The 24,896-nt window shown below is 37.3% G+C and carries 21 protein-coding genes and 1 pseudogene; 18 read left to right on the top strand and 4 right to left on the bottom strand.

Translation table 11 applies throughout. The annotated features are described in order from the left end of the window. Position 1: 1 nt before the first annotated feature. The 6 genes from ilvD to B4D49_RS03080 all read left to right on the top strand — a co-directional run bounded on the left by ilvD (position 2) and on the right by B4D49_RS03080 (position 7,629). A complete protein-coding gene (gene ilvD / locus B4D49_RS03105; RefSeq protein ID WP_286783147.1) occupies positions 2-1,723 on the top strand; it encodes a dihydroxy-acid dehydratase in 1,722 nt (573 codons plus the stop codon). 130 nt (positions 1,724-1,853) lie between these two features. Then, positions 1,854-3,557, top strand: coding sequence for an acetolactate synthase large subunit (locus B4D49_RS03100; protein WP_286783146.1), 1,704 nt, complete (start codon positions 1,854-1,856; stop codon positions 3,555-3,557). Continuing rightward, positions 3,550-4,035 (top strand): acetolactate synthase small subunit, encoded by a 486-nt coding sequence (ilvN, locus tag B4D49_RS03095; protein ID WP_132868801.1) that lies wholly within the window; start codon positions 3,550-3,552, stop codon positions 4,033-4,035. Before B4D49_RS03100 ends, ilvN begins: the two co-directional genes overlap by 8 nt. A 70-nt stretch (positions 4,036-4,105) precedes the next feature. Beyond that, complete coding sequence (gene ilvC, locus B4D49_RS03090; protein WP_132868800.1) at positions 4,106-5,128, top strand: ketol-acid reductoisomerase; 1,023 nt, start codon at positions 4,106-4,108, stop codon at positions 5,126-5,128. 107 nt (positions 5,129-5,235) lie between these two features. Further along, positions 5,236-6,486, top strand: a complete 1,251-nt coding sequence (ilvA, locus tag B4D49_RS03085) for a threonine ammonia-lyase IlvA (protein WP_199544969.1) — start codon at positions 5,236-5,238, stop codon at positions 6,484-6,486. Between the two features lie 258 nt (positions 6,487-6,744). Beyond that, on the top strand, positions 6,745-7,629 hold the full coding sequence (locus B4D49_RS03080) for an SPFH domain-containing protein (RefSeq protein ID WP_199544971.1): 885 nt from the start codon (positions 6,745-6,747) through the stop codon (positions 7,627-7,629). A gap of 79 nt (positions 7,630-7,708) precedes the next feature. Here the strand turns inward: B4D49_RS03080 and B4D49_RS03075 are convergent, their stop codons facing one another. The 3 genes from B4D49_RS03075 to B4D49_RS03065 all read right to left on the bottom strand — a co-directional run bounded on the left by B4D49_RS03075 (position 7,709) and on the right by B4D49_RS03065 (position 10,294). After that, positions 7,709-7,828, bottom strand: a complete 120-nt coding sequence (locus B4D49_RS03075; protein ID WP_199544978.1) for a putative metal homeostasis protein — start codon at positions 7,826-7,828, stop codon at positions 7,709-7,711. Between the two features lie 154 nt (positions 7,829-7,982). After that, positions 7,983-8,723, bottom strand: coding sequence for an amino acid ABC transporter ATP-binding protein (locus tag B4D49_RS03070; RefSeq protein WP_132869579.1), 741 nt, complete (start codon positions 8,721-8,723; stop codon positions 7,983-7,985). Beyond that, positions 8,723-10,294, bottom strand: coding sequence for an ABC transporter permease subunit (locus tag B4D49_RS03065; protein WP_286783145.1), 1,572 nt, complete (start codon positions 10,292-10,294; stop codon positions 8,723-8,725). Before B4D49_RS03065 ends, B4D49_RS03070 begins: the two co-directional genes overlap by 1 nt. 136 nt (positions 10,295-10,430) lie before the next feature. Here B4D49_RS03065 and B4D49_RS03060 point away from each other — a divergent pair, with 136 nt between their 5' ends. The 9 genes from B4D49_RS03060 (at position 10,431) to sufB (ending at position 20,558) form a co-directional block, all read left to right on the top strand. After that, positions 10,431-12,323 carry a DUF2207 domain-containing protein gene (locus B4D49_RS03060; RefSeq protein WP_286783144.1) on the top strand — a complete coding sequence of 631 codons (1,893 nt, stop codon included), beginning with the start codon at positions 10,431-10,433 and terminating at the stop codon, positions 12,321-12,323. 51 nt (positions 12,324-12,374) lie between these two features. Next, positions 12,375-13,214: an undecaprenyl-diphosphate phosphatase gene (locus B4D49_RS03055; RefSeq protein ID WP_286783143.1), complete on the top strand. Its 840-nt coding sequence runs from the start codon at positions 12,375-12,377 to the stop codon at positions 13,212-13,214. Positions 13,215-13,316: 102 nt separating this feature from the next. After that, positions 13,317-14,081 carry an adaptor protein MecA gene (gene mecA / locus B4D49_RS03050; RefSeq protein ID WP_199544982.1) on the top strand — a complete coding sequence of 255 codons (765 nt, stop codon included), beginning with the start codon at positions 13,317-13,319 and terminating at the stop codon, positions 14,079-14,081. Between the two features lies 1 nt (position 14,082). Next, entirely contained in the window at positions 14,083-15,246 is a 1,164-nt protein-coding gene (locus B4D49_RS03045) for a glycosyltransferase family 4 protein (protein WP_132869968.1), read from the top strand. A gap of 114 nt (positions 15,247-15,360) precedes the next feature. Beyond that, complete coding sequence (gene sufC / locus B4D49_RS03040; RefSeq protein ID WP_132869443.1) at positions 15,361-16,131, top strand: Fe-S cluster assembly ATPase SufC; 771 nt, start codon at positions 15,361-15,363, stop codon at positions 16,129-16,131. Between the two features lie 74 nt (positions 16,132-16,205). Continuing rightward, the gene (gene sufD, locus B4D49_RS03035) at positions 16,206-17,468 is read left to right on the top strand and encodes a Fe-S cluster assembly protein SufD (RefSeq protein WP_132869442.1); all 1,263 of its coding nucleotides are present in this window, start codon (positions 16,206-16,208) and stop codon (positions 17,466-17,468) included. A gap of 1 nt (position 17,469) precedes the next feature. Beyond that, on the top strand, positions 17,470-18,702 hold the full coding sequence (locus tag B4D49_RS03030; protein WP_286783142.1) for a cysteine desulfurase: 1,233 nt from the start codon (positions 17,470-17,472) through the stop codon (positions 18,700-18,702). Further along, positions 18,689-19,135: a Fe-S cluster assembly sulfur transfer protein SufU gene (gene sufU / locus B4D49_RS03025; RefSeq protein ID WP_286783141.1), complete on the top strand. Its 447-nt coding sequence runs from the start codon at positions 18,689-18,691 to the stop codon at positions 19,133-19,135. Before B4D49_RS03030 ends, sufU begins: the two co-directional genes overlap by 14 nt. Positions 19,136-19,139: 4 nt before the next feature. Continuing rightward, entirely contained in the window at positions 19,140-20,558 is a 1,419-nt protein-coding gene (gene sufB / locus B4D49_RS03020; RefSeq protein ID WP_199544994.1) for a Fe-S cluster assembly protein SufB, read from the top strand. Positions 20,559-20,626: 68 nt separating this feature from the next. Here sufB and pbp3 read toward each other — a convergent pair whose 3' ends face one another. Further along, on the bottom strand, positions 20,627-21,859 hold the full coding sequence (pbp3, locus tag B4D49_RS03015; protein WP_286783140.1) for a D-alanyl-D-alanine carboxypeptidase PBP3: 1,233 nt from the start codon (positions 21,857-21,859) through the stop codon (positions 20,627-20,629). A 189-nt stretch (positions 21,860-22,048) separates the two neighbouring features. Between pbp3 and B4D49_RS03010 the strand changes: the two genes are divergently transcribed. From B4D49_RS03010 to B4D49_RS03000, 3 genes and pseudogenes are all read left to right on the top strand, one after another. After that, positions 22,049-23,704, top strand: a complete 1,656-nt coding sequence (locus B4D49_RS03010) for a peptide ABC transporter substrate-binding protein (RefSeq protein WP_286783139.1) — start codon at positions 22,049-22,051, stop codon at positions 23,702-23,704. Between the two features lie 111 nt (positions 23,705-23,815). After that, on the top strand, positions 23,816-24,730 hold the full coding sequence (locus B4D49_RS03005) for an ABC transporter permease (protein ID WP_074603770.1): 915 nt from the start codon (positions 23,816-23,818) through the stop codon (positions 24,728-24,730). Between the two features lie 11 nt (positions 24,731-24,741). Beyond that, positions 24,742-24,896 (top strand): annotated as a pseudogene (locus B4D49_RS03000) (ABC transporter permease); the annotation flags it as partial.

Raw genomic sequence — 24,896 nt, 5'->3', positions numbered from 1 at the left:
GATGAGAAGTGACATGATTAAGGTAGGTGTGGATAAAGCACCAGCCCGTGGTCTTCTTTATGCAACCGGGCAAGTAAAATCTGCTAAAGACATGCAAAAACCATTTATCGCAATTTGTAATTCTTACATTGATATTGTTCCTGGACATGTTCATTTGCGTGAGTTGGCAGACGTCGCCAAGGAAGCTATCCGTGAAATGGGTGGTATTCCTTTTGAATTTAATACTATTGGTGTTGACGACGGAATTGCTATGGGGCATATTGGAATGCGTTATAGTCTTCCATCACGTGAAATCATTGCGGATGCTGCTGAAACAGTTATCAATGCGCATTGGTTTGACGGTGTTTTCTACATTCCTAACTGTGATAAAATTACGCCAGGTATGATTTTGGCAGCGCTTCGTACCAACGTTCCAGCTGTCTTTTGTTCAGGTGGTCCGATGAAAGGTGGCGTTGATATGACAGGTCACCAAGCAACGCTATCAAGTCTTTTTGAAGCTGTCGGAACTTATCAAGCTGGTGATATGTCTAAGAAAGAATTGGATTATCTAGAACAAAATGCTTGCCCAACTTGTGGTTCTTGTGCGGGAATGTTCACAGCTAATTCGATGAATTCTCTTATGGAAGTGCTTGGTCTTGCTCTTCCTGGAAATGGTACTGTTCTTGCGGTATCTGATCAACGTCGTGAACTTGTTCGTCAAGCAGCAAAACACTTGATGGATAATGTCAAAAATAATTTACGTCCACGTGATATTATCACTAAAGAAGCAATCGATGATGCCTTTGCTCTTGATATGGCAATGGGTGGTTCAACAAATACTGTTCTTCACACACTTGCTATTGCGCGTGAAGCAGGTATTGATTACAATTTGACAGATATTAACGAAATCGCTAAGAAGACACCATATCTTTCTAAAATTGCGCCATCAAGTGTTTACACAATGCATGATGTTCAAGAAGCTGGTGGTATTTCAGCAATCATCAACCAATTGATTAAAAAAGGTACAATCAAGGGTGATCGTATCACTGTAACTGGTAAAACATTGAAAGAAAATGTTGCAGGCGCTGAAATCAAGAATGAAGAAATCATTCACCCTATTGAAAGCCCTATTTCACCAGTAGGTGGTTTGTCTGTCCTTTACGGAAATATCGCTCAAGATGGTGCGGTTATCAAGGTTGGTGGAGTTGATCCATCCGTTAAAACTTTCCGTGGTAAAGCTATCTGCTGTGATTCACAAGATGAAGCACTTGAATTGATTGACAATGGTACTGTTAAAAAAGGTCATGTTGTTGTCATTCGTTACGAAGGTCCTCAAGGTGGTCCAGGCATGCCAGAAATGCTCGCACCAACTTCTAAAATCGTTGGACGTGGGCTTGGTAAAGATGTTGCCTTGATTACTGATGGTCGTTTCTCAGGGGCTACTCGTGGTATTGCCATTGGTCACGTTTCACCAGAAGCAGCAGAAGGTGGTAACATCGCCCTTATTGAAGACGGTGATGAAATCTATATTGATTTAACAAATCGTACAATTGATTTACTTGTGGATGATGCCACATTAGAAGAACGTCGTAAACATTTGAAACCATTTAAGTCAAAAATTTCAAGCGGTTGGTTACGTCGTTACACAACTTTTGCGTCATCAGCTAACTTTGGTGGTTCAATGATGACTCAAGAAGAGTTTGAAGAACGTAAAGCGGAACGCGAAAGCCAAGAAAAAGAATAAAGTAAATTATTTTTGAAAGTGTTCAAATAATTGTTCACTTTCCCTTGCTTTATTTTTTTTAAATGTTATTATAGTAACAAGCTGTTAGAATTTTTAGATAATTCGGAATTTACATGAAAAGGAGGACTTTGTGAAACAGATTAGATTAAAAGAATCCAAGAATGGATCGGAATTATTATTGGAAACCTTGGCTAGTCTGGGAATTGATACGATTTTCGGCTACCCGGGTGGAGCCGTTCTGCCACTTTATGACGCTATTTATAATTTTGATGGTATTCGCCATATTTTGGCACGTCATGAGCAAGGTGCCCTCCATGAAGCAGAAGGTTACGCAAAATCAACTGGTAAACTTGGTGTTGCCATTGTTACCAGCGGTCCTGGTGCAACTAATGCTATTACAGGTATTGCCGATGGTATGAGCGATAGCGTTCCGATGCTTATTTTCACTGGTCAGGTTGGTATGTCTGGTATTGGTAAAGATGCTTTCCAAGAAGCAGATATTATTGGTATTACAATGCCAATTACAAAATACAATTATCAGATTCGTGATGTTGCTGATGTTCCTCGAATTGTAACTGAGGCTGTGCACATTGCAACAACTGGACGACCTGGACCAGTAGTGATTGATCTTCCGAAAAATATTTCGGCTGCAAAAACATCATTCTATCATGATCCAACGGTTAATCTTCCAAGTTATCAACCGACGTTAGAACCAAATGTCTTGCAGGTCAAGAAAATTTTGACACAGTTGAAAAAAGCAAAACGTCCACTAATCATTGCTGGTGGTGGCGTCAATTATTCAGGTGCATCTGAGGAGTTGATTGCTTTTGCAGAACGCTATAATATCCCAGTTGTTTCAACATTGTTGAGCTTAGGTGTTATGCCAATTAATCATCCACTTTCTTTAGGGATGGGTGGTATGCATGGGTCATATGCTTCAAACATGGCATTGACACAATGTGATTTCATGATTAACTTTGGATCGCGTTTTGCAGATCGCTTGACAGGTAATCCTAAGACATTTGCTAAAAAAGCAGTTGTAGCACACGTTGATATCGATCCAGCTGAGATTGGTAAAGTGGTTAAAACACAGATTCCAATCGTTGGTGACGCCAAGCGTACATTACAAATTCTTCTAGATGAAGATGAAGTTAAAACACGTCACGATGATTGGACAGAATCAGTTCTAGCTAATAAAGCAAAAGCTCCATTTAGTTATGATTTTGATGAATCAGTGATTAAACCACAACACGCTATTGCTACAATTGGTAAAGTTACTGATGGTGATGCCATTGTCGTAACAGACGTTGGTCAGCACCAAATGTGGGCGGCTCAATTTTATCCATATAAAAATGAGCGTCAACTGATTACATCTGGTGGTCTTGGAACAATGGGATTTGGTATCCCAGCAGCAATCGGTGCCAAGTTAGCTAACCCTGATAAAGAAGTTATTCTTTTTGTCGGTGATGGTGGTTTCCAAATGACAAACCAAGAATTGGCATTATTAAATGGTTATGGTGTTCCGATTAAAGTGGTACTTATCAATAACCATTCACTTGGTATGGTTCGCCAATGGCAAGAATCATTTTACGATGAGCATCGCAGTGAGTCAACATTTGATGATGAACCAAACTTCCAAATGATGGCAGAAGCTTATGGAATTGCTCACTACAAGTTCACTAATCCAAATACGTTGGAAGAAGATTTGAAAGTAATTACTGAGAATAAACCAATGCTAATTGAAGTAGCTATTTCAAATCGTGAACATGTTTATCCAATGGTTCCTTCAGGTAAATCAAATAGTGAAATGTTGGGGGTGAAGTTTAATGCGTAGAATGTTGACAGCTAAGCTTCAAAATTCAACAGGTGTTCTTAATCGATTCACTGGAGTCCTGTCACGCCGACAGGTAAACATTGAGTCTATATCAGTTGGACATACCATGGAACCAAATGTTTCTCGCATCACTATTATTATTGATGTTGAGAATTTGGAAGAAGTCGAGCAAATCATCAAACAATTGAATCGATTGATTGATGTACTTCGAGTTCGTGATATTACGGACATTCCACATTTGGAACGTGAAGTGATTTTGGTTAAGGTTACAGCACCAACTAGCAAACGAGCTGAGATATTAGCCGTTATTCAACCTTTCCGCGCTAGTGTTGTTGACGTTGCGCCTAAATCAATTACGATTCAGGTGACTGGTGACGGAGATAAGATTGATGCTTTGCTTCGTGTTGTTAAACCTTATGGTATTCAGAATCTTGCTCGCACAGGTGCAACAGGATTCTCAAGAGATTTTTCTTGTTAAAAACATTTAATTTAGTTAACATTTGCCTTACTCGGGCAGTTAAAATAAAAATAGAAAAGAGATATTTATTATGGCAGTAACAATGGAATACGAAAAAGACGTAAAAGTAGCAGCTCTTGATGGTAAAAAAATTGCCGTTATCGGTTATGGATCACAAGGTCATGCTCATGCTCAAAACTTGCGTGACTCAGGTCACGATGTTATCATTGGGGTTCGCCATGGTAAATCATTCGATAAAGCAAAAGAAGATGGATTTGACACTTATGAAGTAGCAGAAGCAACTAAACTTGCTGATGTTATCATGGTATTGGCACCAGATGAAATTCAAGCTAAACTTTATGCTGAAGAAATTGCTCCAAACCTTGAACCAGGTAACGCTCTTGGTTTTGCACATGGTTTCAACATTCGTTTCGAATACATTAAAGCTCCTGAAACAGTAGACGTATTCATGTGTGCTCCTAAAGGACCAGGTCACCTTGTACGTCGTACTTACACTGAAGGATTTGGTGTACCAGCACTTTACGCTGTTTACCAAGATGCTACTGGTAATGCAAAAGATATCGCAATGGACTGGTCTAAAGGTATCGGTGCTGCACGTGTTGGACTTCTTGAAACAACATTTAAAGAAGAAACTGAAGAAGATCTATTCGGTGAACAAGCAGTTCTTTGTGGTGGTTTGACTGCCCTTATCGAAGCTGGTTTTGAAGTTCTTACTGAAGCTGGATATGCTCCAGAATTGGCTTACTTTGAAGTTCTTCACGAAATGAAACTTATCGTTGACCTAATCTACGAAGGTGGATTCAAGAAAATGCGTCAATCAATCTCAAATACAGCTGAATTTGGTGACTACGTATCAGGACCACGTGTTATCACTAAAGACGTTAAAGAAAATATGAAAGCTGTTCTTGCTGATATTCAATCTGGTAAATTTGCAGAAGACTTCGTTAACGACTATAAAGCAGGTCGTCCAAAACTTGAAGCTTACCGTAAAGAAGCAGCTGAACTTGAAATTGAAAAAGTTGGTGCAGAACTTCGTAAAGCAATGCCTTTCGTTAACCAAAACGATGATGATGCATTCAAAATTTATAACTAATTTTTGAAGAAGTCTACTTAATATAAGGCCGATGTTAGTCATCGGTTTTTTATCTATTAATAAGCAAATTGTCATATAAAATATTTAGATATTAGAAGAGGTAGTTTATGATCTTAGCTAAGGATGTTGTTGACGCCTATGACGTCTTGAAAGATGTTGTTGAGCGTACACCCCTAGATTTTGACCGCTATTTGTCGGAAAAATATGGTGCAACTGTTTATCTTAAACGTGAAAACATGCAGAAAGTGCGTTCTTTTAAAATTCGTGGTGCTTATTACGCTATTCACCAATTATCAGATGAAGATAAAAAACGTGGTGTAGTTTGTGCTTCAGCTGGAAATCATGCTCAAGGTGTTGCTTTTACCTGCCATGAAATGAAAATTCCAGCAACAATTTTTATGCCTGTAACAACTCCCCAACAAAAAATTGGTCAAGTTAAATTCTTTGGTGGTCCTTATGTGACAATTAAATTGGTTGGAGATACTTTTGATGCTTCAGCACAAGCAGCTCAAGAATTTACAAAATCTGAAGGAATGACTTTTATTGATCCTTTTGATGATGAAAATGTTCAAGCAGGACAAGGGACTGTCGCCTACGAGATTTATGAACAAGCTCAAGAAGAAGGCGTTACCTTTGACCAAATCTTTGTTCCAGTCGGTGGTGGTGGTTTGATTTCTGGTGTAGCCACTTATATCAAAGATGTTGCTCCTGAGATTGAAGTCGTTGGTGTGGAAGCGTCAGGAGCTCGTAGCATGCGTGCTGCATTTGATAAAGGGCATCCTGTTAAATTGGAAGAGATTGATAAATTTGCCGACGGGATTGCTGTTCAAAAAGTTGGTGAGAAAACTTTTGAAGTTGCCCGTAAATATGTTGATAAATTAGTTGGTGTTGATGAAGGTTTGATTTCTGAAACACTTATTGACATGTATTCAAAACAAGGTATCATTGCCGAACCTGCGGGAGCATCTTCTATTGCAGCTCTTGAAGTCATGAAGGATGACATCAAAGGTAAAACAGTTGTATGTATTATCTCTGGTGGGAATAATGATATCAACCGTATGCAAGAAATGGAAGAACGTGCCCTTATTTATGATGGGGTGAAACACTATTTTGTGGTTAATTTCCCACAACGTCCAGGAGCACTTCGTGAATTTGTAAATAACATTCTTGGTCCAAATGATGATATTACGCGTTTTGAATATATCAAACGTGCTAATAAAGGAACTGGTCCAGTTCTCATTGGGATTACTTTAGGGGATAAGAATGATTATAATGATTTTATTGATCGTCTGTCAGGTTTTGATCCTTCATACATCAATTTGCACGGAAATGAAAGCCTCTATAATTTGTTAGTTTGATGAAAAAATAAACTTCTGTTCTCTCTTAAAATTATTATTATATTGACAAGCAAACCTAGTTGAACTTTCCGGTTTAACTAGGTTTTTATGTGGATTTTCCTTGACTTTTTGAGAAAATAAAATATAATTGTATTAACCAAAAGGTACAAAAATGGAGGTTTGGTGTTTAGGCCTTGTTTTATTATTTATTATGCCTTTACAGCAATTAGTTGTGACTAGATGTCTAGAAAAAAGAAATAGTTTCAAAGGAGAATAATTATGTTTTTAATTGTTGTTACAATTGTTATCTTGCTAATCTTAGGTGTGATTGCAAGCACACTTTATGTTGTTCGTCAACAAACAGTAGCTATCATTGAACGTTTTGGAAAATATCAAACAACTTCTGGTAGTGGTATTCATGTTCGTTTGCCATTTGGTATTGATAAGATTGCTGCACGTATTCAATTGCGTCTTTTACAATCTGAAATTGTGGTAGAAACAAAAACGAAAGATAATGTTTTTGTTACTTTAAATGTGGCTACTCAATACCGTGTTAATGAACAAAATGTTACAGATGCTTACTACAAACTTATGCGTCCTGAAGCTCAAATAAAATCATATATTGAAGATGCTCTTCGTTCATCAGTTCCCAAATTGACTTTGGATGAATTGTTTGAGAAAAAAGATGAAATTGCTCTTGAAGTGCAACATCAAGTAGCTGAAGAAATGTCAACTTATGGTTATCTTATCGTGAAAACATTGATTACTAAAGTTGAACCAGATGCTGAAGTTAAGCAATCAATGAATGAAATCAATGCGGCACAACGTAAACGCGTTGCAGCTCAAGAATTAGCTAATGCAGATAAAATTAAAATTGTAACGGCCGCCGAAGCAGAAGCTGAAAAAGATCGTCTTCACGGTGTTGGTATTGCTCAGCAGCGTAAAGCAATCGTTGATGGCCTTGCTGAATCTATTCAAGAATTAAAAGACGCAAATGTTGGTATGACAGAAGAACAAATTATGTCTATTCTTTTGACTAACCAATACCTTGATACTTTGAATACTTTTGCGGCTAAAGGCAATCAAACACTCTTCTTACCAAATCATCCAGAAGGTATTGAAGATATTCGCACACAAATTTTGTCATCATTGAAAACTAAATAATAAAAAAAGTCCCTATTGCAGACGGAAGGAATTGCAATAGGGACTTTTTGTCTGGCATTGTTAGGGATTGAAATAGGAGTTAAATATTTCTTTTATACCGTTTATATTCATGGATTATTTTCAGAGCACGTTTCCGTGTTTTGATATTGGGACTTTTAAGTCTGCGATAAGCAGATGCTAAATCAGTTTTTTCAGCCATATCAACCTCCTTAAAATTAGATTATTAACGTTAACATTGAGTAGTATAGCACAAAATGCTTAACCGGTAAAGCATTTTGTGTATTTTAAGCTAATATATTGATATTTTGGCTCAAAAAAACAACCTTCTAAGATATAGAAGATTGTTTTTAACATTATTTCAAGAAGCGTTGTAAGAAAACTTTTGTACGCTCTTGTTGAGGATTTTCAAAGATTTGTTCAGGTGTACCTTCTTCAGCGATAACGCCTTTATCCATGAAGATGACGCGATCTGAGACTTCTTTGGCAAATTCCATTTCGTGAGTAACGATAATCATTGTCAAACCTGATTTAGCAAGATCTTGCATTGTTTTAAGAACTTCACCAACCATTTCTGGGTCAAGTGCTGAAGTTGGTTCGTCAAATAGCATTGCTTCAGGGTTAACTGACAAGGCACGGGCAATAGCCACACGTTGTTTTTGACCACCAGAAAGTTGTTTTGGTTTTGCTTTCCAGTATTGTTCTGTCATTCCAACTTTTGTGAGGTTTTCTTTGGCAATGGCTTCTGCTTCACTGCGAGAACGTTTTAGAACAGTTGTTTGAGCAACAATAGCATTTTCCAAAACGTTTAAGTTTTCAAAAAGGTTGAATGATTGGAAAACCATTCCAAGTTTTTCACGGTATTCTGTCAAATTGTAGTTTTTTTCGAGAACGTTTTGACCGTGGAAGAGGATTTTACCAGCAGTTGGTTCTTCTAAAAGGTTAATAGAACGAAGAAATGTTGATTTTCCTGAACCTGATGAACCAATGATTGAAATAACCTCACCTTTTTTAACTGAAAGTGAAATATCTTTAAGGACTTCATTTTGTCCGTAAGATTTTTTCAAATGTTTAATATCAATAATAGCTTGTGACATTATTTCACCTCTTTCGTTTGGTTTTGGTTAGCACCAGTTGTGTAAGTGTCGGCATCGAAGCGTCGTTCAATAAAGCGTAGGATGCGTGTCACTGTGAAGGTGAGAACAAAGTAGATAATCGCGATAATAGTAAATGTTTGGAAGTATTGATATGTTTGTGTTGCAACAGTATTACCTGAAAAGTAAAGTTCAACAACTGAGATAACATTCAATACTGAAGTATCTTTGATGTTGATGACAAATTCGTTACCTGTTGCTGGCAAGATATTGCGAACAACTTGAGGAAGAACGATTTTGCGCATTGTTTGACCGTGGGTAAATCCAAGTGCTGTAGCTGCTTCGAATTGACCTTTATCAACAGCGAAGATACCACCACGAACGATTTCACTCATGTAAGCACCAGTGTTGATTGAAACGATAAAGATTGCAGCTAGTGTACGGTCGATTGAGATACCAAAGGCTTGAGCTGTACCATAGTAGATAACCATTGCTTGTACGATCATCGGAGTACCACGGAAAATTTCAATGTAAACGCTAAGCAACCAGCCAAAGGCTTTTTGAAGTCCTGCAAGAACTTTATTCGTAGCTTTTGGAGCTGTGCGGTAAACACCAATCAATAGACCAATGAAAAGACCAACAACTGTACCAATAATAGAGATGAGAAGTGTAACCCCTGCACCACGTAGGAATTGGTTCCAGTTTTTCTTGAAGATTCCCCACATGTCAGTAAAGAAATTACTCTTTTGATCTTTTTCAGTTTTATCAGCTGGTTGTTTTTCAATCATGTCATCCATGAGTTGGAGACGATCGTTTTCAGAGATGCCAGCTAAAACAGCATTAACTTTTGCCAATGTTTCTGTATCATCTTTACGAAGACCGACAGCAATAGCAGTGTCTGCTTTAGATGTTGCAAATCCTTTGCCTTCTTCAAAGGCAATCATCTTGAAGTCGCTGTTAGCATTTTCAGCAGAGATAGCATCAGGACGTTCAGAAACGTAACCATCAATAATACCAGATTCAAGTGCTTGACGCATTTGATTGAAGTCACCCATAGCAGTTTCTTTTGAAACACCTTTGATTTGGTCAATCAAGTTGTAAAGGTAGACACCTTGCTGAGAAGTTAATTTTGCACCTGCAAAATCTTTTAATGAAGTTGCTTGTGCAAAATCACCTTTTTTAGAAACAACGATAACTGGGTAGCTTGTATAGTAACTATCTGAGAATGCAATTTCTTTCTTACGTTCAGCCGTAGGACTCATTCCGGCAGCAATCATGTCAATCTTTCCGGAAGTAAGTGCTGGAATTAATCCTGTCCAAGTAGTTTTGACAACGAGGAGTTCCTTGCCTAAGCTATCTGCTATTTCCTTAGCTATTTGGACATCGTATCCGTTAGCGTACTGGCTAGTTCCTTCGATAGGAACAGCTCCATTAGAATCATCATCTTGTGTCCAGTTAAATGGGGCATAGGCTGCTTCCATACCGACACGAAGATATTCGTCAGCGTTTGCACTAGTCATTCCTCCAAAGAGAAGAAGAAGGCCTGCAAAACAACTTAAAAGTAACTTTTTCATTTAAGACTCCTGTCTATTCTTGTACCTTACTATTTTACAGGAAATAGGGTCTGATTTCAACACGATACGCTTAAAAATAGAATATTTATACAACAGATTATGATAAAATAGTGGGAGAAGAAAGGAGTAGGAGATCATGAAAAAATTAAGACTGATTTTGGTTGCAATCATCACATTTTTAGGATTATCTGTTCAAGTTTTTGCTGACAGTGATGTTGACTACAGCATCAGCAATTATGATGGTGTCTTAACAGTACATGAGGATAATACTGCTGATTTTTATCAGACAATTACTTATCGATTTGATTCCTCTTATAATGGTCAGATTGTGACTTTGGGAGAAGCAGGTCATATGCCTGATGGTTTTTCTGTTAACAATCAGCCAGAAGTTTCTGCTGAAGTTAATGGAGCCGATAAAACTGTTCGGTCTGTGGTAAGCGATCTTGGTGATGGTTATCAGGTAAAAATTTATAATTCTGGTTATAGTGGAGATGTAGTGACTGTTAAGTTACACTGGAAATTATCGCATTTACTTTTCCTTTATCAAGACGTCGCTGAACTCAATTGGGTACCAATTAGTGATTGGGATGAAACCTTGAAGCATGTCACTTTTACTGTTGTCACTGATAAGACGACGACTAATCGTAATCTCTGGGCTCATAGAGGTTATCTAAAATCAGCGGTTGTAAACAAATTACCCGATGGTTATCAAATTACTACTGAAAATGTCGATGGGAAATTAGAGCTACATGCTTATTGGGATAAAGCCATTTTGACAAATGCTACAAGGTTAGCAAATAACCGTAAGGCAGATATCATTAAGCAAGAAAATAAAATTGCTCGAAGAAGCCGATTGCTTAAACTGGTACTATTTAAGCTCGTTCCTGCTGTGATTGTTGTTTTAATCGGATTGGCTTGGCTTTTCTTCTTCAATGGAAAACGAATGGCTCAAAAGTACGAAAAGTTTAGTCGCGATACTCGTTCCTATGAAGCGCCTGAAGATTGGTCACCTTTGCTAATTATGCAATACATTTACGATGTTGATTTGCAAGATACTGATACAAAAGGAAGTCCAATTTCACAAAAATTCAAATTTGAGACAGCTATGCAAGCGACATTGCTTGATTTGATTGATCGTCATATTATTACAGCAAATGATGAGGAATTGACTTGCCATCTTGATAAGCCAATGACTGATTATGAATCAGAAGTTATTGATATGGCATTTGGCGATAAAGGAACCGTGAAAATTGAAGAACTGTTTGCTGATTATCGCTTTGATGATGAGCTTGTTGGTAGCTATAAGAAAAAATATAAAGGTCACACCTTAGAAACAAAACTAAACAATCTTGGTGAAGCTTTCAACAAACGCTATCTTGGTAAGTTGGAACAGATTACGGATTTAGTAGATCAAGAAATATCAGATAAAGGTCTACCAGAAATTCGTGAAAATTTAACTGGTATCATTGCTAATAAATTTGAATATGCCAAGGGTCTCCTATTCCTTACAGTAATACCAATTTTTGCTGGCTTAGTTTACCTTTTGTTTAATGCAAATTTGGCTTTTCTTACATACGGTTTATTATTACTTTTAGTTGTTTTAAGTTTAGTTATTATCATGGTTAAAGCGCACTACTATAAGGTCCATGGTATGATAACCGCTATAGGTCAAGAACGAATTCAAGCTTGGGTTAGCTTTACCAATATGATGCGAGATATTAATAAATTCGATAAAGTTGACTGGCAAGGAGTCATCGTCTGGAACCGTATTTTGGTTTATGCAACGCTATTTGGCTATGCTAAGCAAGTTCAAAAATATCTCAAAATTCATGATATTAAACTTGCTAGTGAGTCTGATTTTATGATGAGCCCTGAACTTGGTTACTTAATTGGTATGCAAACACATCGATTAGGAATGGCTAGTTTGAATGCTGATTCAGCTGCTCACTTTTCTGTTTCATCCGGTAGTTCCGGCTCTAGTGGAGGATTCTCCGGAGGCGGCGGTGGCGGAGGCGGCGGAGCGTTTTAAAAATGCCCCAAATCTGCTATAATTGAAGGGATATTAAATTAAGGAGAGCTTATGTTATTTTTCGAACTACTAAAGGCTATCTTTTTAGGGATAGTTGAGGGAATTACAGAGTGGTTACCTGTTTCAAGTACAGGACACCTGATTTTGGTTCAAGAGTTTATCAAATTGAATCAAGGTAAAGCGTTTTTGGACATGTTCAACATTGTCATTCAATTGGGAGCAATCTTAGCTGTTATTGTGATTTACTTTAAACGTTTGAATCCATTTCAGCCTGGAAAAACAGCGCGTGAAGTTCAGTTAACATGGCAACTATGGTTAAAAGTTGTCATTGCATGTATTCCATCAATTTTGATTGCGGTGCCTTTTGATGATTGGTTCGAAGCACACTTTAACTACATGCTTCCAATCGCAATTGCCTTAATTGTTTACGGGATTGCATTTATCTGGATTGAAAAACGAAATGCTAATATTGAACCTGAAGTGACTGATCTTACTCGCATGCCTTATTTGACAGCGTTTTGGATTGGATGTTTCCAAGTGCTAAGTATTGTTCCGGGAACAAGTCGTTCAGGAGCAACAATTCTTGGGGCTATTATTGTGGGGACAAGTCGTTCAGTCGCTGCTGACTTCACTTTCTTCCTTGCTATTCCAACAATGTTTGGTTACAGTGGTTTGAAAGCCATTAAATTCTTCTTGGACGGAAACGTTCTTAACTTTAGCCAATTCTTGATTTTGATGGTGGCTAGCGTAACAGCTTTCCTTGTCAGTCTTTATGTTATCCGCTTCTTGACTGATTATGTTAAAAAACACGATTTCACTATTTTTGGTAAGTATCGTATCGTTTTAGGGACAATTCTTATTTTATATAGCATTGTTAAAGTTATCTTTTAAAATGCCAGCAGCCCTTGTCAGGGCTGCTTTTTGTGACGTAAAAATTGAAAAAACATGACTTTTCCTGTATAATAAAATGACTACTCGTGCGAGGTATATAGTATGGAAATGAAACAGATTAGCGAGACAACGCTAAAAATAACGATTAGTATGGAAGATTTAGAAGAACGCGGAATGGAGTTGAAAGATTTTTTGATTCCTCAAGAAAAGACAGAAGAGTTCTTCTACTCAGTAATGGATGAATTAGATTTACCGGATAATTTCAAAGATAGCGGAATGCTTAGCTTCCGTGTGACACCACGTAAAGACCGTATTGATGTCTTTGTCACAAAATCTGAAATTAATAAAGATATTAACTTTGAAGATTTGGCTGCATTTGATGATGTCTCAAATATGTCGCCTGAAGAATTCTTCAAAACTTTGGAACAAACCATGTTGTCTAAGGGAGATACAGAAGCTCACGAAAAATTAGGTAAAATTGAAGAAATGATGGAAGGCGCTGTTGAAGAAGTCTTAACAGAACATGCTCAACAATCTGAAGCAACAGAAACTGAAGAAGAAGTTAATCCATCAGATTATGTTCACTATGTATTGGATTTTCCAAGTTTAGAGGCAACAGTTGCTTTTGCTAAAGCAATTGATTTTCCAGTGGAAGCGTCAGAACTTTATAAGATGGATGGGGCTTACTACATGACAGTCCTTATTGATTTGCAAAATCATCCTTCTTATTATGCAAATTTGATGTATGCTCGCATGTTGGAATATGCTGGCGCTGGAACAAAGACACGTGCTTATTTACAAGAGCATGCAGTTGAATTATTGACGGATGATGCCGTCGCAAAATTAAAAATGATTGAGTTGGTATAGTATGGCACCCTTTACAATTGAATATGTTTTAGTTTTAATTGGCGCATTTTTGTTATCACTTTTCTTGACGCCGATTGTTCGTTTTATTGCTTTCCGCGTTGGTGCCGTTGACAATCCAAATGCTCGTCGTGTTAATGAAGTCCCTATGCCAAGTAGTGGTGGTTTAGCGATTTTCTTAGCCTTCTTGATATCATCTTTAATTTTTATGCCAATGGTTTTGAAGCAACCGATTTGGACGATTTCTTATTTTGATTATATTTTGCCAGTTGTTATTGGTGGATTTATCATTACAGCGACTGGTTTTATCGATGATATTTATGAATTGAAGCCAAAAACAAAAATGGCAGGAATCATTCTTGGAGCTGTCATTGTTTGGGCATTTACGGATTTCCGCTTTGATAGTTTTAAAATTCCTTTTGGCGGACCGTTATTACAGTTTAATTCGATAGTAACCTTTTTCCTAACTGTCTTTTGGATTATTTCAATTACAAATGCCATGAATTTGATTGATGGTTTAGATGGTCTGGTGAGCGGTGTTTCTATCATTAGCCTGATTACAATGGCTTTGGTATCTTATTTCTTTTTACCACAAACTGACTTTTATTTAACGCTGACAATCTTGCTGTTGATTGCCTGTATTGCAGGTTTTTTCCCATATAATTACAACCCAGCTATTATTTATTTGGGGGATACAGGAGCATTATTCATTGGATTTATGATTGGTGTATTATCTCTTCAAGGGTTGAAAAATTCGACAGCTGTTGCGGTGGTTACACCTGTTATTATCTTAGGGGTTCCTATCTTAGATACAACTGTTGCGATTATTCGCCGTAAATTATCTGGACGTCCTGCGACAGAAGCAGACAAGATGCATTTGCACCATCGTCTTTTAGCTATGGGATTCACGCATCGAGGTGCTGTTTTGGTTGTTTATGGTATTGCTATCCTTTTCTCACTCATTGCTCTTTTACTTAATGTTTCAAGCAGACTGGGTGGAGTATTGTTGATGATCGGTTTAGCGTTTGCCTTAGAGGTCTTTATCGAAGGATTGGAAATTTGGGGAGTTGGTAGAACACCTCTCTTTGACACCTTGAAATTTATCGGAAATAGCGATTACCGTCAAGCAACTATGCTTAAATGGAAAAATCGCAAAAATAATAAGTAAATGAAAAGCCTATTATGGCTTTTTTTTTGATATAATGATTAGTAACCCTATAGAACTGCGGTAATTTTCAGAAAAAAGTTACTGCTGCATTTGATTAATTGGAGGAACGTACACATGTCTGTACTTGAAATAAAAGATCTTCATGTCTCAATTGAAGATAAAGAAATTCTTAAGGGTGTTAATTTAACCCTTAAGACTGGAGAGATTGCTGCGATTATGGGTCCTAACGGGACTGGTAAATCAACGCTTTCAGCTGCGATTATGGGTAATCCAAATTATGAGGTTACTCAGGGTGAAATTTTGCTTGATGGTGAGAATATTCTCGAACTTGAAGTTGATGAACGAGCTCGCCTTGGTTTATTCCTTGCTATGCAGTATCCATCTGAAATTCCAGGAATTACGAATGCTGAATTTATTCGTGCAGCTATGAATGCTGGAAAAGAAGATGATGAAAAAATTTCTGTCATGGATTTCATCACAAAACTTGATGAAAAAATGGAATTTTTGGGCATGAAAGAAGAAATGGCAGAACGTTACCTTAACGAAGGTTTCTCAGGTGGTGAGAAAAAACGTAATGAAATTCTTCAATTATTGATGCTTGAACCCAAATTCGCTCTTCTTGATGAAATCGACTCTGGTCTTGATATCGATGCTCTTAAAGTTGTTTCAAAAGGGGTTAACGCTATGCGTGGCGAACAATTTGGAGCAATGATTATCACTCACTATCAACGACTTCTTAACTATATTACACCAGATGTTGTACACATTATGATGGATGGTCGTGTTGTCCTTACAGGTGGTGCAGAACTTGCTGCCCGTCTTGAAAAAGAAGGCTATGCGAAAATTGCCGAAGAACTTGGAATAAAATACGAAGAAGAAGTGTAATTGATGATGTCAAGTCTACTATTATAGTAGACGATACTCGTATGTAGGATATAAAAAGGAGTAAACATCAAATTATGACGAAAGAATCAGTTTTAAATTTTTCACAAGCAAAAGCAGAACCTTTGTGGTTGCAAGAGCGACGCTTAGCTGCTTTTGATCATATAGATAAATTACCATTACCAGAGGTCAACCGTGTTAAATTTCATCGTTGGAATTTAGGTGATGGAAGTATTTCAGAGGATGTGGCATTGGCTAATGTCCCTGATTTTACAGCTCTTGGAGATAATCCAAAACTTGTTCAAGTTGGAACTCAGACCGTTCTTGAACAGTTACCTGTTGACTTGATGTCAAAAGGTGTTGTTTTTACAGATTTTTATGGTGCTTTGGAAGAAATTCCTGAAGTTATTGAAAAATATTTTGGTAAAGCGCGTGGTGACCTAGAAGATAAATTAGCAGCTTATCATACTGCTTACTTCAATAGTGCTGCTGTACTTTACATCCCAGATAATGTGGACATTGAGGAACCGATTGAAGGTCTATTTTTTCAAGATAAGGCTAGTGATGTTCCATTTAATAAACATGTCCTTATCATTGTTGGTAAAAATAGTCACATTAGTTACTTAGAACGCTTTGAATCAATTGGTGAGGGTGATGCTAAGGCAACAGCAAATATCTCTGTTGAAGTTATAGCATTGGATGGTAGTCAAGTGAAATTTTCTGCTATTGACCGCCTAGGAAATAATGTGACAACTTATATTAGTCGTAGAGCTTATCACGGTAAAGACGCTGTAGTTGATTGGGCTATTGGCATCATGAATGAAGGTAATGTGATTGCTGACTTTGATTCAGACTTGTACGGAGATGGTAGTCAAGCTAATCTAAAAGTAGTAGCTGCTTCATCAGGTCGCCAAGTACAAGGTGTGGATACACGTGTTACAAACTATGGCTGTCATTCAGTTGGGCATATTTTGCAACACGGTGTCATTCTTGAACGTGGGACTCTTACTTTTAATGGAGTAGGTCATATTGTTAAGGGAGCAAAAGGAGCAGACGCTCAACAAGAAAGTCGTGTCCTTATGCTTTCAGATAAAGCACGGTCAGATGCTAATCCAATTTTATTGATTGATGAAAATGATGTTACAGCGGGGCATGCTGCGTCAATTGGGCAAGTTGATCCAGAAGATATGTATTATCTAATGAGTCGTGGTATTGATAAGGAAACAGCTGAACGCCTAGTTATTCGTGGTTTCTTAGGTACTGTTATCACTGAAATTCCTGTCAAAGAAGTTCGTGATGAAATGATTGCTGTACTTGATAGCAAGTTGGAGCAACGTTAATATGACAACATTAAATCCTCATAAAATCGCTCAAGACTTTACTATACTTGACCAAGTTGTTAATGATGAACCGTTGGTTTATCTAGACAATGCGGCAACGACTCAGAAACCACAAGAAGTTCTTGATGCGCTTAATCAGTACTACCATACTATTAATGCCAATGTTCACCGAGGTGTTCATACATTAGCTGAACGTGCAACAGCTGCTTATGAAGCTAGCCGTGAAAAAGCACGTCAATTTATTAATGCTAAATCAATTAAGGAAGTTTTGTTCACTCGTGGAACAACAACTGGTCTTAATTGGATTGCACAATTTGCCCAAGAAGTTCTTCAGAAAGATGATGAAGTCCTTATCTCTGTTCTTGAACATCATGCGAATGTTATTCCATGGCAACAAGCATGTCGCAAAACAGGAGCAAAATTAGTTTATGTTTATTTGAAAGATGGTCAACTAGACATGGATGACTTACAAAATAAACTTTCAAATAAGACTAAGTTTGTAAGTATTGCTCATGTTTCAAATGTATTAGGTTCAGTTCAACCAATTAAAGAAATTACTAAGTTAGCACATCAAGTTGGTGCTTATATGGTTGTTGATGGTGCTCAATCTGCGCCTCATATGGCGATTGATGTCCAAGATTTGGATTGTGATTTCTTTGCTTTTTCTGGGCATAAAATGCTTGGGCCAACGGGTATTGGTGTTCTCTATGGTAAGGAAGAATTGCTTAATCAAATGTCACCAGTTGAATTTGGTGGTGAAATGATTGATTTTGTTTATGAACAAGAAGCCACTTGGAAAGAATTACCATGTAAGTTTGAAGCAGGAACACCAAATATTGCTGGAGCCATTGCTTTAGGAAAAGCATTTGATTATTTGAATAACCTTGGTATGGATGCTGTTCATGCTCATGAACAAGACCTAGTCGATTATGTTTTACCGAAATTACAAGCAATTGAAGGTTTAACAGTCTACGGACCACAAGATCCTAGCAAGCATACTGGTGTTATTTCTTTCAATCTTGATGGCTTACATCCACATGATGTGGCGACGGCTTTGGATTACGAAGGTGTCGCTGTTCGAGCAGGACACCATTGTGCACAACCTTTGATTACTTACCTAGGTATTCATTCGGCAGTACGTGCAAGTTTTTATATCTATAATACGAAAGAAGATTGTGATAAACTAATAGAAGCAATTCTCAAAACAAAGGAGTTTTTCAATGGCACTTTCTAGATTAGATAGTCTTTATATGGCAGTTGTTTCAGATCACTCAAAAAATCCGCATCATCATGGCAAATTGGAAGATGTTAATCAAGTTAATCTTAATAATCCGACTTGTGGTGATGTGATTTCATTATCAGTGAAATTTGATGGTGATCGCATTTCTGACATTGCTTTTGCTGGTGATGGTTGTACCATTTCAACAGCTTCATCAAGTATGATGACTGATGCTGTAATTGGTAAAACAAAAGAAGAAGCCCTTGAACTTGCCGAAATTTTTTCAAAAATGGTTCAAGGTGAAAAAGACGATGCTCAAAAAAGATTAGGCGAAGCTAGTTTCTTAGCAGGAGTTTCAAAATTTCCGCAACGCATTAAATGCTCAACTCTTGCTTGGAATGCTCTTAAAAAGGCTATTGAAAACGATAATAAGAATACAGAAAGGTAATTAGATGCCTGAAAAAAATGAAAAAGTAACACCAAAACCAATTGATATTGGTGAATATCAATATGGCTTTCACGATGATGTAACACCAGTCTTTTCAACAGGAAAAGGAATTAGTGAAGATGTTGTTCGTGAATTATCTGCTGAAAAAGGCGAGCCAGAATGGATGCTGGAGTTCCGTTTGAAATCATTGGAAATTTTTAACAAAATGCCAATGCAGGATTGGGGACCAGATTTATCAGATATTGATTTTGATGAGATTACTTACTATCAAAAAGCATCTGATAAACCTGCACGCTCATGGGATGATGTCCCAGATAAAATTAAAGAAACCTTTGAGCGTATTGGGATTCCAGAAGCAGAACGTGCCTACTTGGCTGGTGCTTCAGCTCAGTATGAGTCTGAAGTCGTTTATCATAATATGAAAGATGAATATGATAAATTAGGTATTATTTTCACTGACACAGATTCTGCTTTGAAAGAGTACCCAGAACTCTTCAAGAAATATTTTTCTAAATTAGTCCCACCAACAGATAACAAGTTAGCTGCTCTAAATTCAGCTTTTTGGTCAGGTGGCACCTTCATTTACGTGCCAAAAGGGGTCAAAGTTGATATTCCTTTGCAAACTTATTTCCGCATTAATAATGAAGCTATGGGACAATTTGAACGTACCCTTATTATTGTTGATGAAGGGGCAAGTGTTCACTATGTTGAAGGATGTACAGCTCCAAACTACTCATCAGCTAGTCTTCACGCTGCAATCGTTGAAATCTTTGCACTCGAAGGTAGTTATATGCGTTATTCAACTATTCAAAACTGGTCAGATAATGTTTATAACTTAGTAACAAAACGTGCAACAGCTAAGAAAAATGCAACGGTTGAGTGGATTGATGGTAACCTTGGTGCTAAGACAACTATGAAATATCCATCTGTTTACCTTGATGGTGAAGGTGCGCGCGGAACAATGTTGTCAATTGCCTTTGCTAATAAAGGGCAACACCAAGATACGGGTGCTAAAATGATTCACAATGCTCCACATACGTCATCATCAATTGTTTCAAAATCAATTGCTAAAGGTGGCGGAAAAGTTGATTATCGTGGACAAGTAACATTCAATAAAAATTCTAAAAAATCAGTTAGTCACATTGAATGTGATACGATTTTGATGGATGATATTTCAAGTTCTGATACAATTCCATTTAATGAAATTCATAATTCGCAAGTTGCACTCGAACACGAAGCGAAAGTTTCAAAAATTTCAGAAGAGCAGCTCTATTATTTGATGAGTCGTGGGCTTTCTGAACAAGAAGCAACAGAAATGATTGTTATGGGATTTGTCGAACCATTTACCAAAGAACTTCCAATGGAATACGCGGTTGAACTTAACCGTTTGATTAGTTATGAAATGGAAGGTTCTGTTGGATAAGATAATAAAAAGAGGCAATTGTAATTGTCTCTTTTTATTATATATAATAGGAAAAGTAATAGTAGTTTTTATAGGTTTTCGTTGACGTAAGTGACGAAGTGATTCCACCAAACTTTAAGAAAAATACTTGTTTTTACCTCTTTTTTAGCAAGTGCTGGTACGCTTGGTTTTGAGTCGAGGTATCCAGTTCCTACGATTTGTTTATCATCATAGATGAAAGAGCCAACTTTGTCACCTTTGTTAATAGTCGCTTCGTATCCTTTAGATTTTGTTGAGAATGTTGCTGAAACGTCAGTGCCAATACGATGAACAACTTTTAACTCTTGAGAAGCAACAGCGGGTACAGATTTTTCTTTACCATCTTTTACCTTTGCTTTGCTATTTTTAGTTGACTCACCAGCATCAACAAGAGTAGTCATTTCATAATGTGATTTAACATATTCAAGAAGATCATTCGTAGCTTTAAATCGGGCAAATTCATCTTCTTGCCAATTATCTGCATTCATAACAACAGAGATAATGCGCATACCATTTTCAGTTGAGGTTGCAACAAATGAAGCTCCAGCTAGTTCAGTTGTACCTGTTTTTAGACCGTCAACACCATCACGTTCATAAGGCATTCCTTTAAGCATGTAATTGTAAGTATTCATTGTCGAACCGTCAAAATCAGCAGTAGTTTGCTCAGTGATTTTAAGAACAGCTGGATACTCAGTAATTAAGTGCTGGGCAATGATTGCCACATCACGAGCGCTCAACATGTTTTCATCAGTTGAGCTAGAACCTGGATGAATGTTATCGCCTAAATAACTATTATTAAGGCCTGAAGCGTTAAATAATTTAGCATCATTAATTCCCCATTCCTGGAGTTGAGCTTGCATCATATCAACGAACTTACTTTCGGTACCACCAATTTGTTCAGCTAAAGCAATAGCAGCACTGTTGGCGCTAGCTACCATAGCTGCATTAACCAGTTGCTCGACAGTGTATTCTCGAGCTTCCATAGGAACATTACTAGCATCTGAATTAGCTGTTAAATCATACGCATAATCAGAAATAGGAACTTTAGTATCCCAGCTTAGATTTCCTTTATCGATTTCTTTGTAAGTTAAATAAACTGTTAATATTTTAGTCATAGAAGCAACACCATCGGGTGTAGTTGCATCTTTTTCATATAATACTTTTCCTGTAGAGGCTTCAACAGCGATAGCATGTTCGGCGGCTACATCGAAGCTATCATCTGCAGCAACCTTGCTCCCAACGAAGGCCAATAGTACGGCCAAGACAGCAAAAACTTTCTTCATTATTCCATCCTTTGTTAAAAAAATTCAACATAATAATTATACCATATAAATAGTGTGTTAGGTAATCTGACAAAAAATTCAGAAAAAACTATTCTCTTCAGAAAAAACTATTTTCTTTAAGGAAACTTTATGATATAATTTTATTTGTCAAATAATATAATTTAGAGAGAACAACTAGGAGGGCGTCACATGTCACTAAAAGGTAAAACATGGAAACGCGTCGGTCTTGGGGCTGTAGCCTTAGTCTCAACAGCTGTATTGGCAGCTTGTGGAGGAAAAATCTCATCAACTTCTTCAAAAACTGATGAGATTAATTGGTACACTCCAACTGAAATTAGCACTTTGGACATTTCGAAAGTTACAGATACTTATTCTTCAATTGCTATCGGTAACTCAGGAAGTAACTTGCTTCGTCGTAACGAAGATGGTGAATTAAAACCTGATTTGGCAGAAAAAGTAGAAGTATCTGAGGATGGTTTAACATACACTGCAACATTACGTGATGGTCTTAAATGGTCTGATGGTAGTGATTTAACTGCAGATGATTTTGTTTACACTTGGCAACGTATTGTTGATCCTGCAACTGCTTCAGAGTATGCTTATCTTGCATCAGATGCACATGTTTTAAATGCTGCGGAAGTTATTAATGGTACGAAGAGTGTTGATGAATTGGGAGTTAAAGCAGACGGTAACAAAGTAATCTTTACACTATCAAGCCCATCTCCACAATTTATGAGTCTTCTTACATTTGCTAACTTCGTCCCACAAAATAAATCTTTTGTGGAAAAAGCAGGTAGTGACTACGCTACAACTTCTGAAAAAGCACTTTATTCAGGTCCATATACAGTGAAAAAATGGAATGGTTCTAATGGTTCATTCACACTTGAGAAGAATAAATACTATTGGGATGCCAAAAACGTTAAATTGAAAAAAGTTAACGTCCAAGCTGTTAAAAAACCTGATACTGCTGTACAAATGTACAAAGATGGTGAGCTTGATACAGCAAACATCTCAGGTACAGAAGCAATTTTTAAAGCAAATAAAAGCAATAAAGATGTTGTGGATGTTCCAGAAGCAACATCAGCATACCTTGTTTACAACGAGACAGGTTCTGTTAAAGCTTTAGCAAATACTAAGATTCGTCAAGCACTTAACCTTGCTACAAATCGTGAAGGTGTTGTTAAAGCAGCCATCGATACTGGTTCAAAAGCTGCAACAGCTCTTGCTCCAACAGGACTTGAAACTTTAGAAGATGGTACTGATTTATCTAAATACGTATCACAAGATTACACTTATGATGCAAAACAAGCAGCAAAACTTTTCAAAGAAGGTCTTGCTGAAATCGGTGAAAAATCAGTTAAATTGACAATTACAGCTGATTCTGATACACCAGTTGCCAAAGCGTCAGTAGACTACATCAAACAAACATGGGAAGATGTTCTTCCAGGATTAAAAGTAGAAGAAAAATTCGTAACATTCAAACAACGATTGCAAGATTCTAAAACACAAAACTTTGATGTTGTTCTATCACTTTGGGGTGGTGACTATCCAGAAGGATCTACATTCTATGGATTGTTTACATCTGATTCAGCCTACAACTACGGTAAGTTTAGCGATGCGACATATGATGCAGCCTACCAAAAAGCATTGACTACAGATGCTTTGGATCCAGTAGCTGCTGCAGATGATTATAGAGCTGCTGAAAAAGCACTTTATGATAATGCACACTATAACCCACTTTACTTCCGTAACACAAAAGCACTTCAAAATCCATCAATCAAAGGTCTTGTTCGTAACTCAACTGGTTTGCAAGTTGACTTTACATATGCCTATAAAGACAAATAATCTTTAATAAGTATGAATAATGGGCAAGAATTGGTTGCGGCCAATTCTTGCTTTTGTTGACAGGTAAAACTTTTCCCCTGCCAACAAAAGCAAATAAGAGAAGGAAATATTATGGTAAAATACATTCTTAAACGTGTTGCTATTCTTCTTGTAACACTCTGGGTAGTTGTTACCCTGTCGTTTTTCCTCATGCAAGTTATGCCTGGGACACCTTACAATAACCCAAAATTAACTGATGAGATGATTGCTTTAATGAACAAACAATATGGGTTGGATAAACCAGTTTGGCAACAATATCTTACATATCTATGGAATGTTCTCCATGGTGATTTTGGTACAAGTTACCAATCAATCAACCAACCAGTCGGTCGTTTGATTTCACAACGCTTGGGTGTTTCAATTCAACTTGGTGTTCAAGCCCTAATCGTTGGTCTTCTTGCTGGTCTTGCGGTTGGTGCTGCATCAGCACGTAATAAAAATAACTGGATTGATGGAGTACTTAGTGTCATCTCTACACTTGGTATTTCAGTACCATCATTCATTATCGGTCTATTCTTATTGGTAACTCTTGGTTTCAAATGGAGCTTGTTCCCACTTGCTGGATGGGGTTCATTTGAACAAACAATCATGCCATCTATTGCTTTGGCAATTCCAGTATTTGCTCAAGTAACACGTTTCTTCCGTGGACAAATGATTGAAACATTGAGTTCTGACTACATTCAGTTGGCAACAGCTAAAGGTTTGAATAAACGTCAAGTGACACGTAAACACGCGTACCGTAACTCAATGATTCCAGTTTTGACTTTGGTTGGTCCTATGGCAGCAAACTTGCTAACAGGTTCAGCTTTGATTGAACAAATTTTCTCAATTCCAGGAATTGGTCAACAATTTGTAACATCAATCCCAGCTAAAGATTACCCAGTAATCATGGGAACAACAATCGTTTATGCAATGATGCTAATGGTTGCTATCTTGGTAACAGATATTGCGACAAGTATTGTTGATCCACGTGTACGCTTGCAATAAGGAGACTATTCATGGCAGATAAAACAAGAGAATTTAAACTTGTTGGTGTTGGTTCAGCCAGCTCACAAGAAAAAATCGAAAAGCCAGCTCTTTCTTTTATGCAAGATGCATGGCGCCGTTTGAAGAAAAATAAATTAGCCGTTGTTTCAATGTGGTTCTTGGGAAT

Source organism: Streptococcus sp. UBA4344 (assembly GCF_002393675.1).
Lineage (GTDB): Bacteria > Bacillota > Bacilli > Lactobacillales > Streptococcaceae > Streptococcus > Streptococcus vicugnae.
This window is presented reverse-complemented; position numbering and strand designations above follow the sequence as displayed.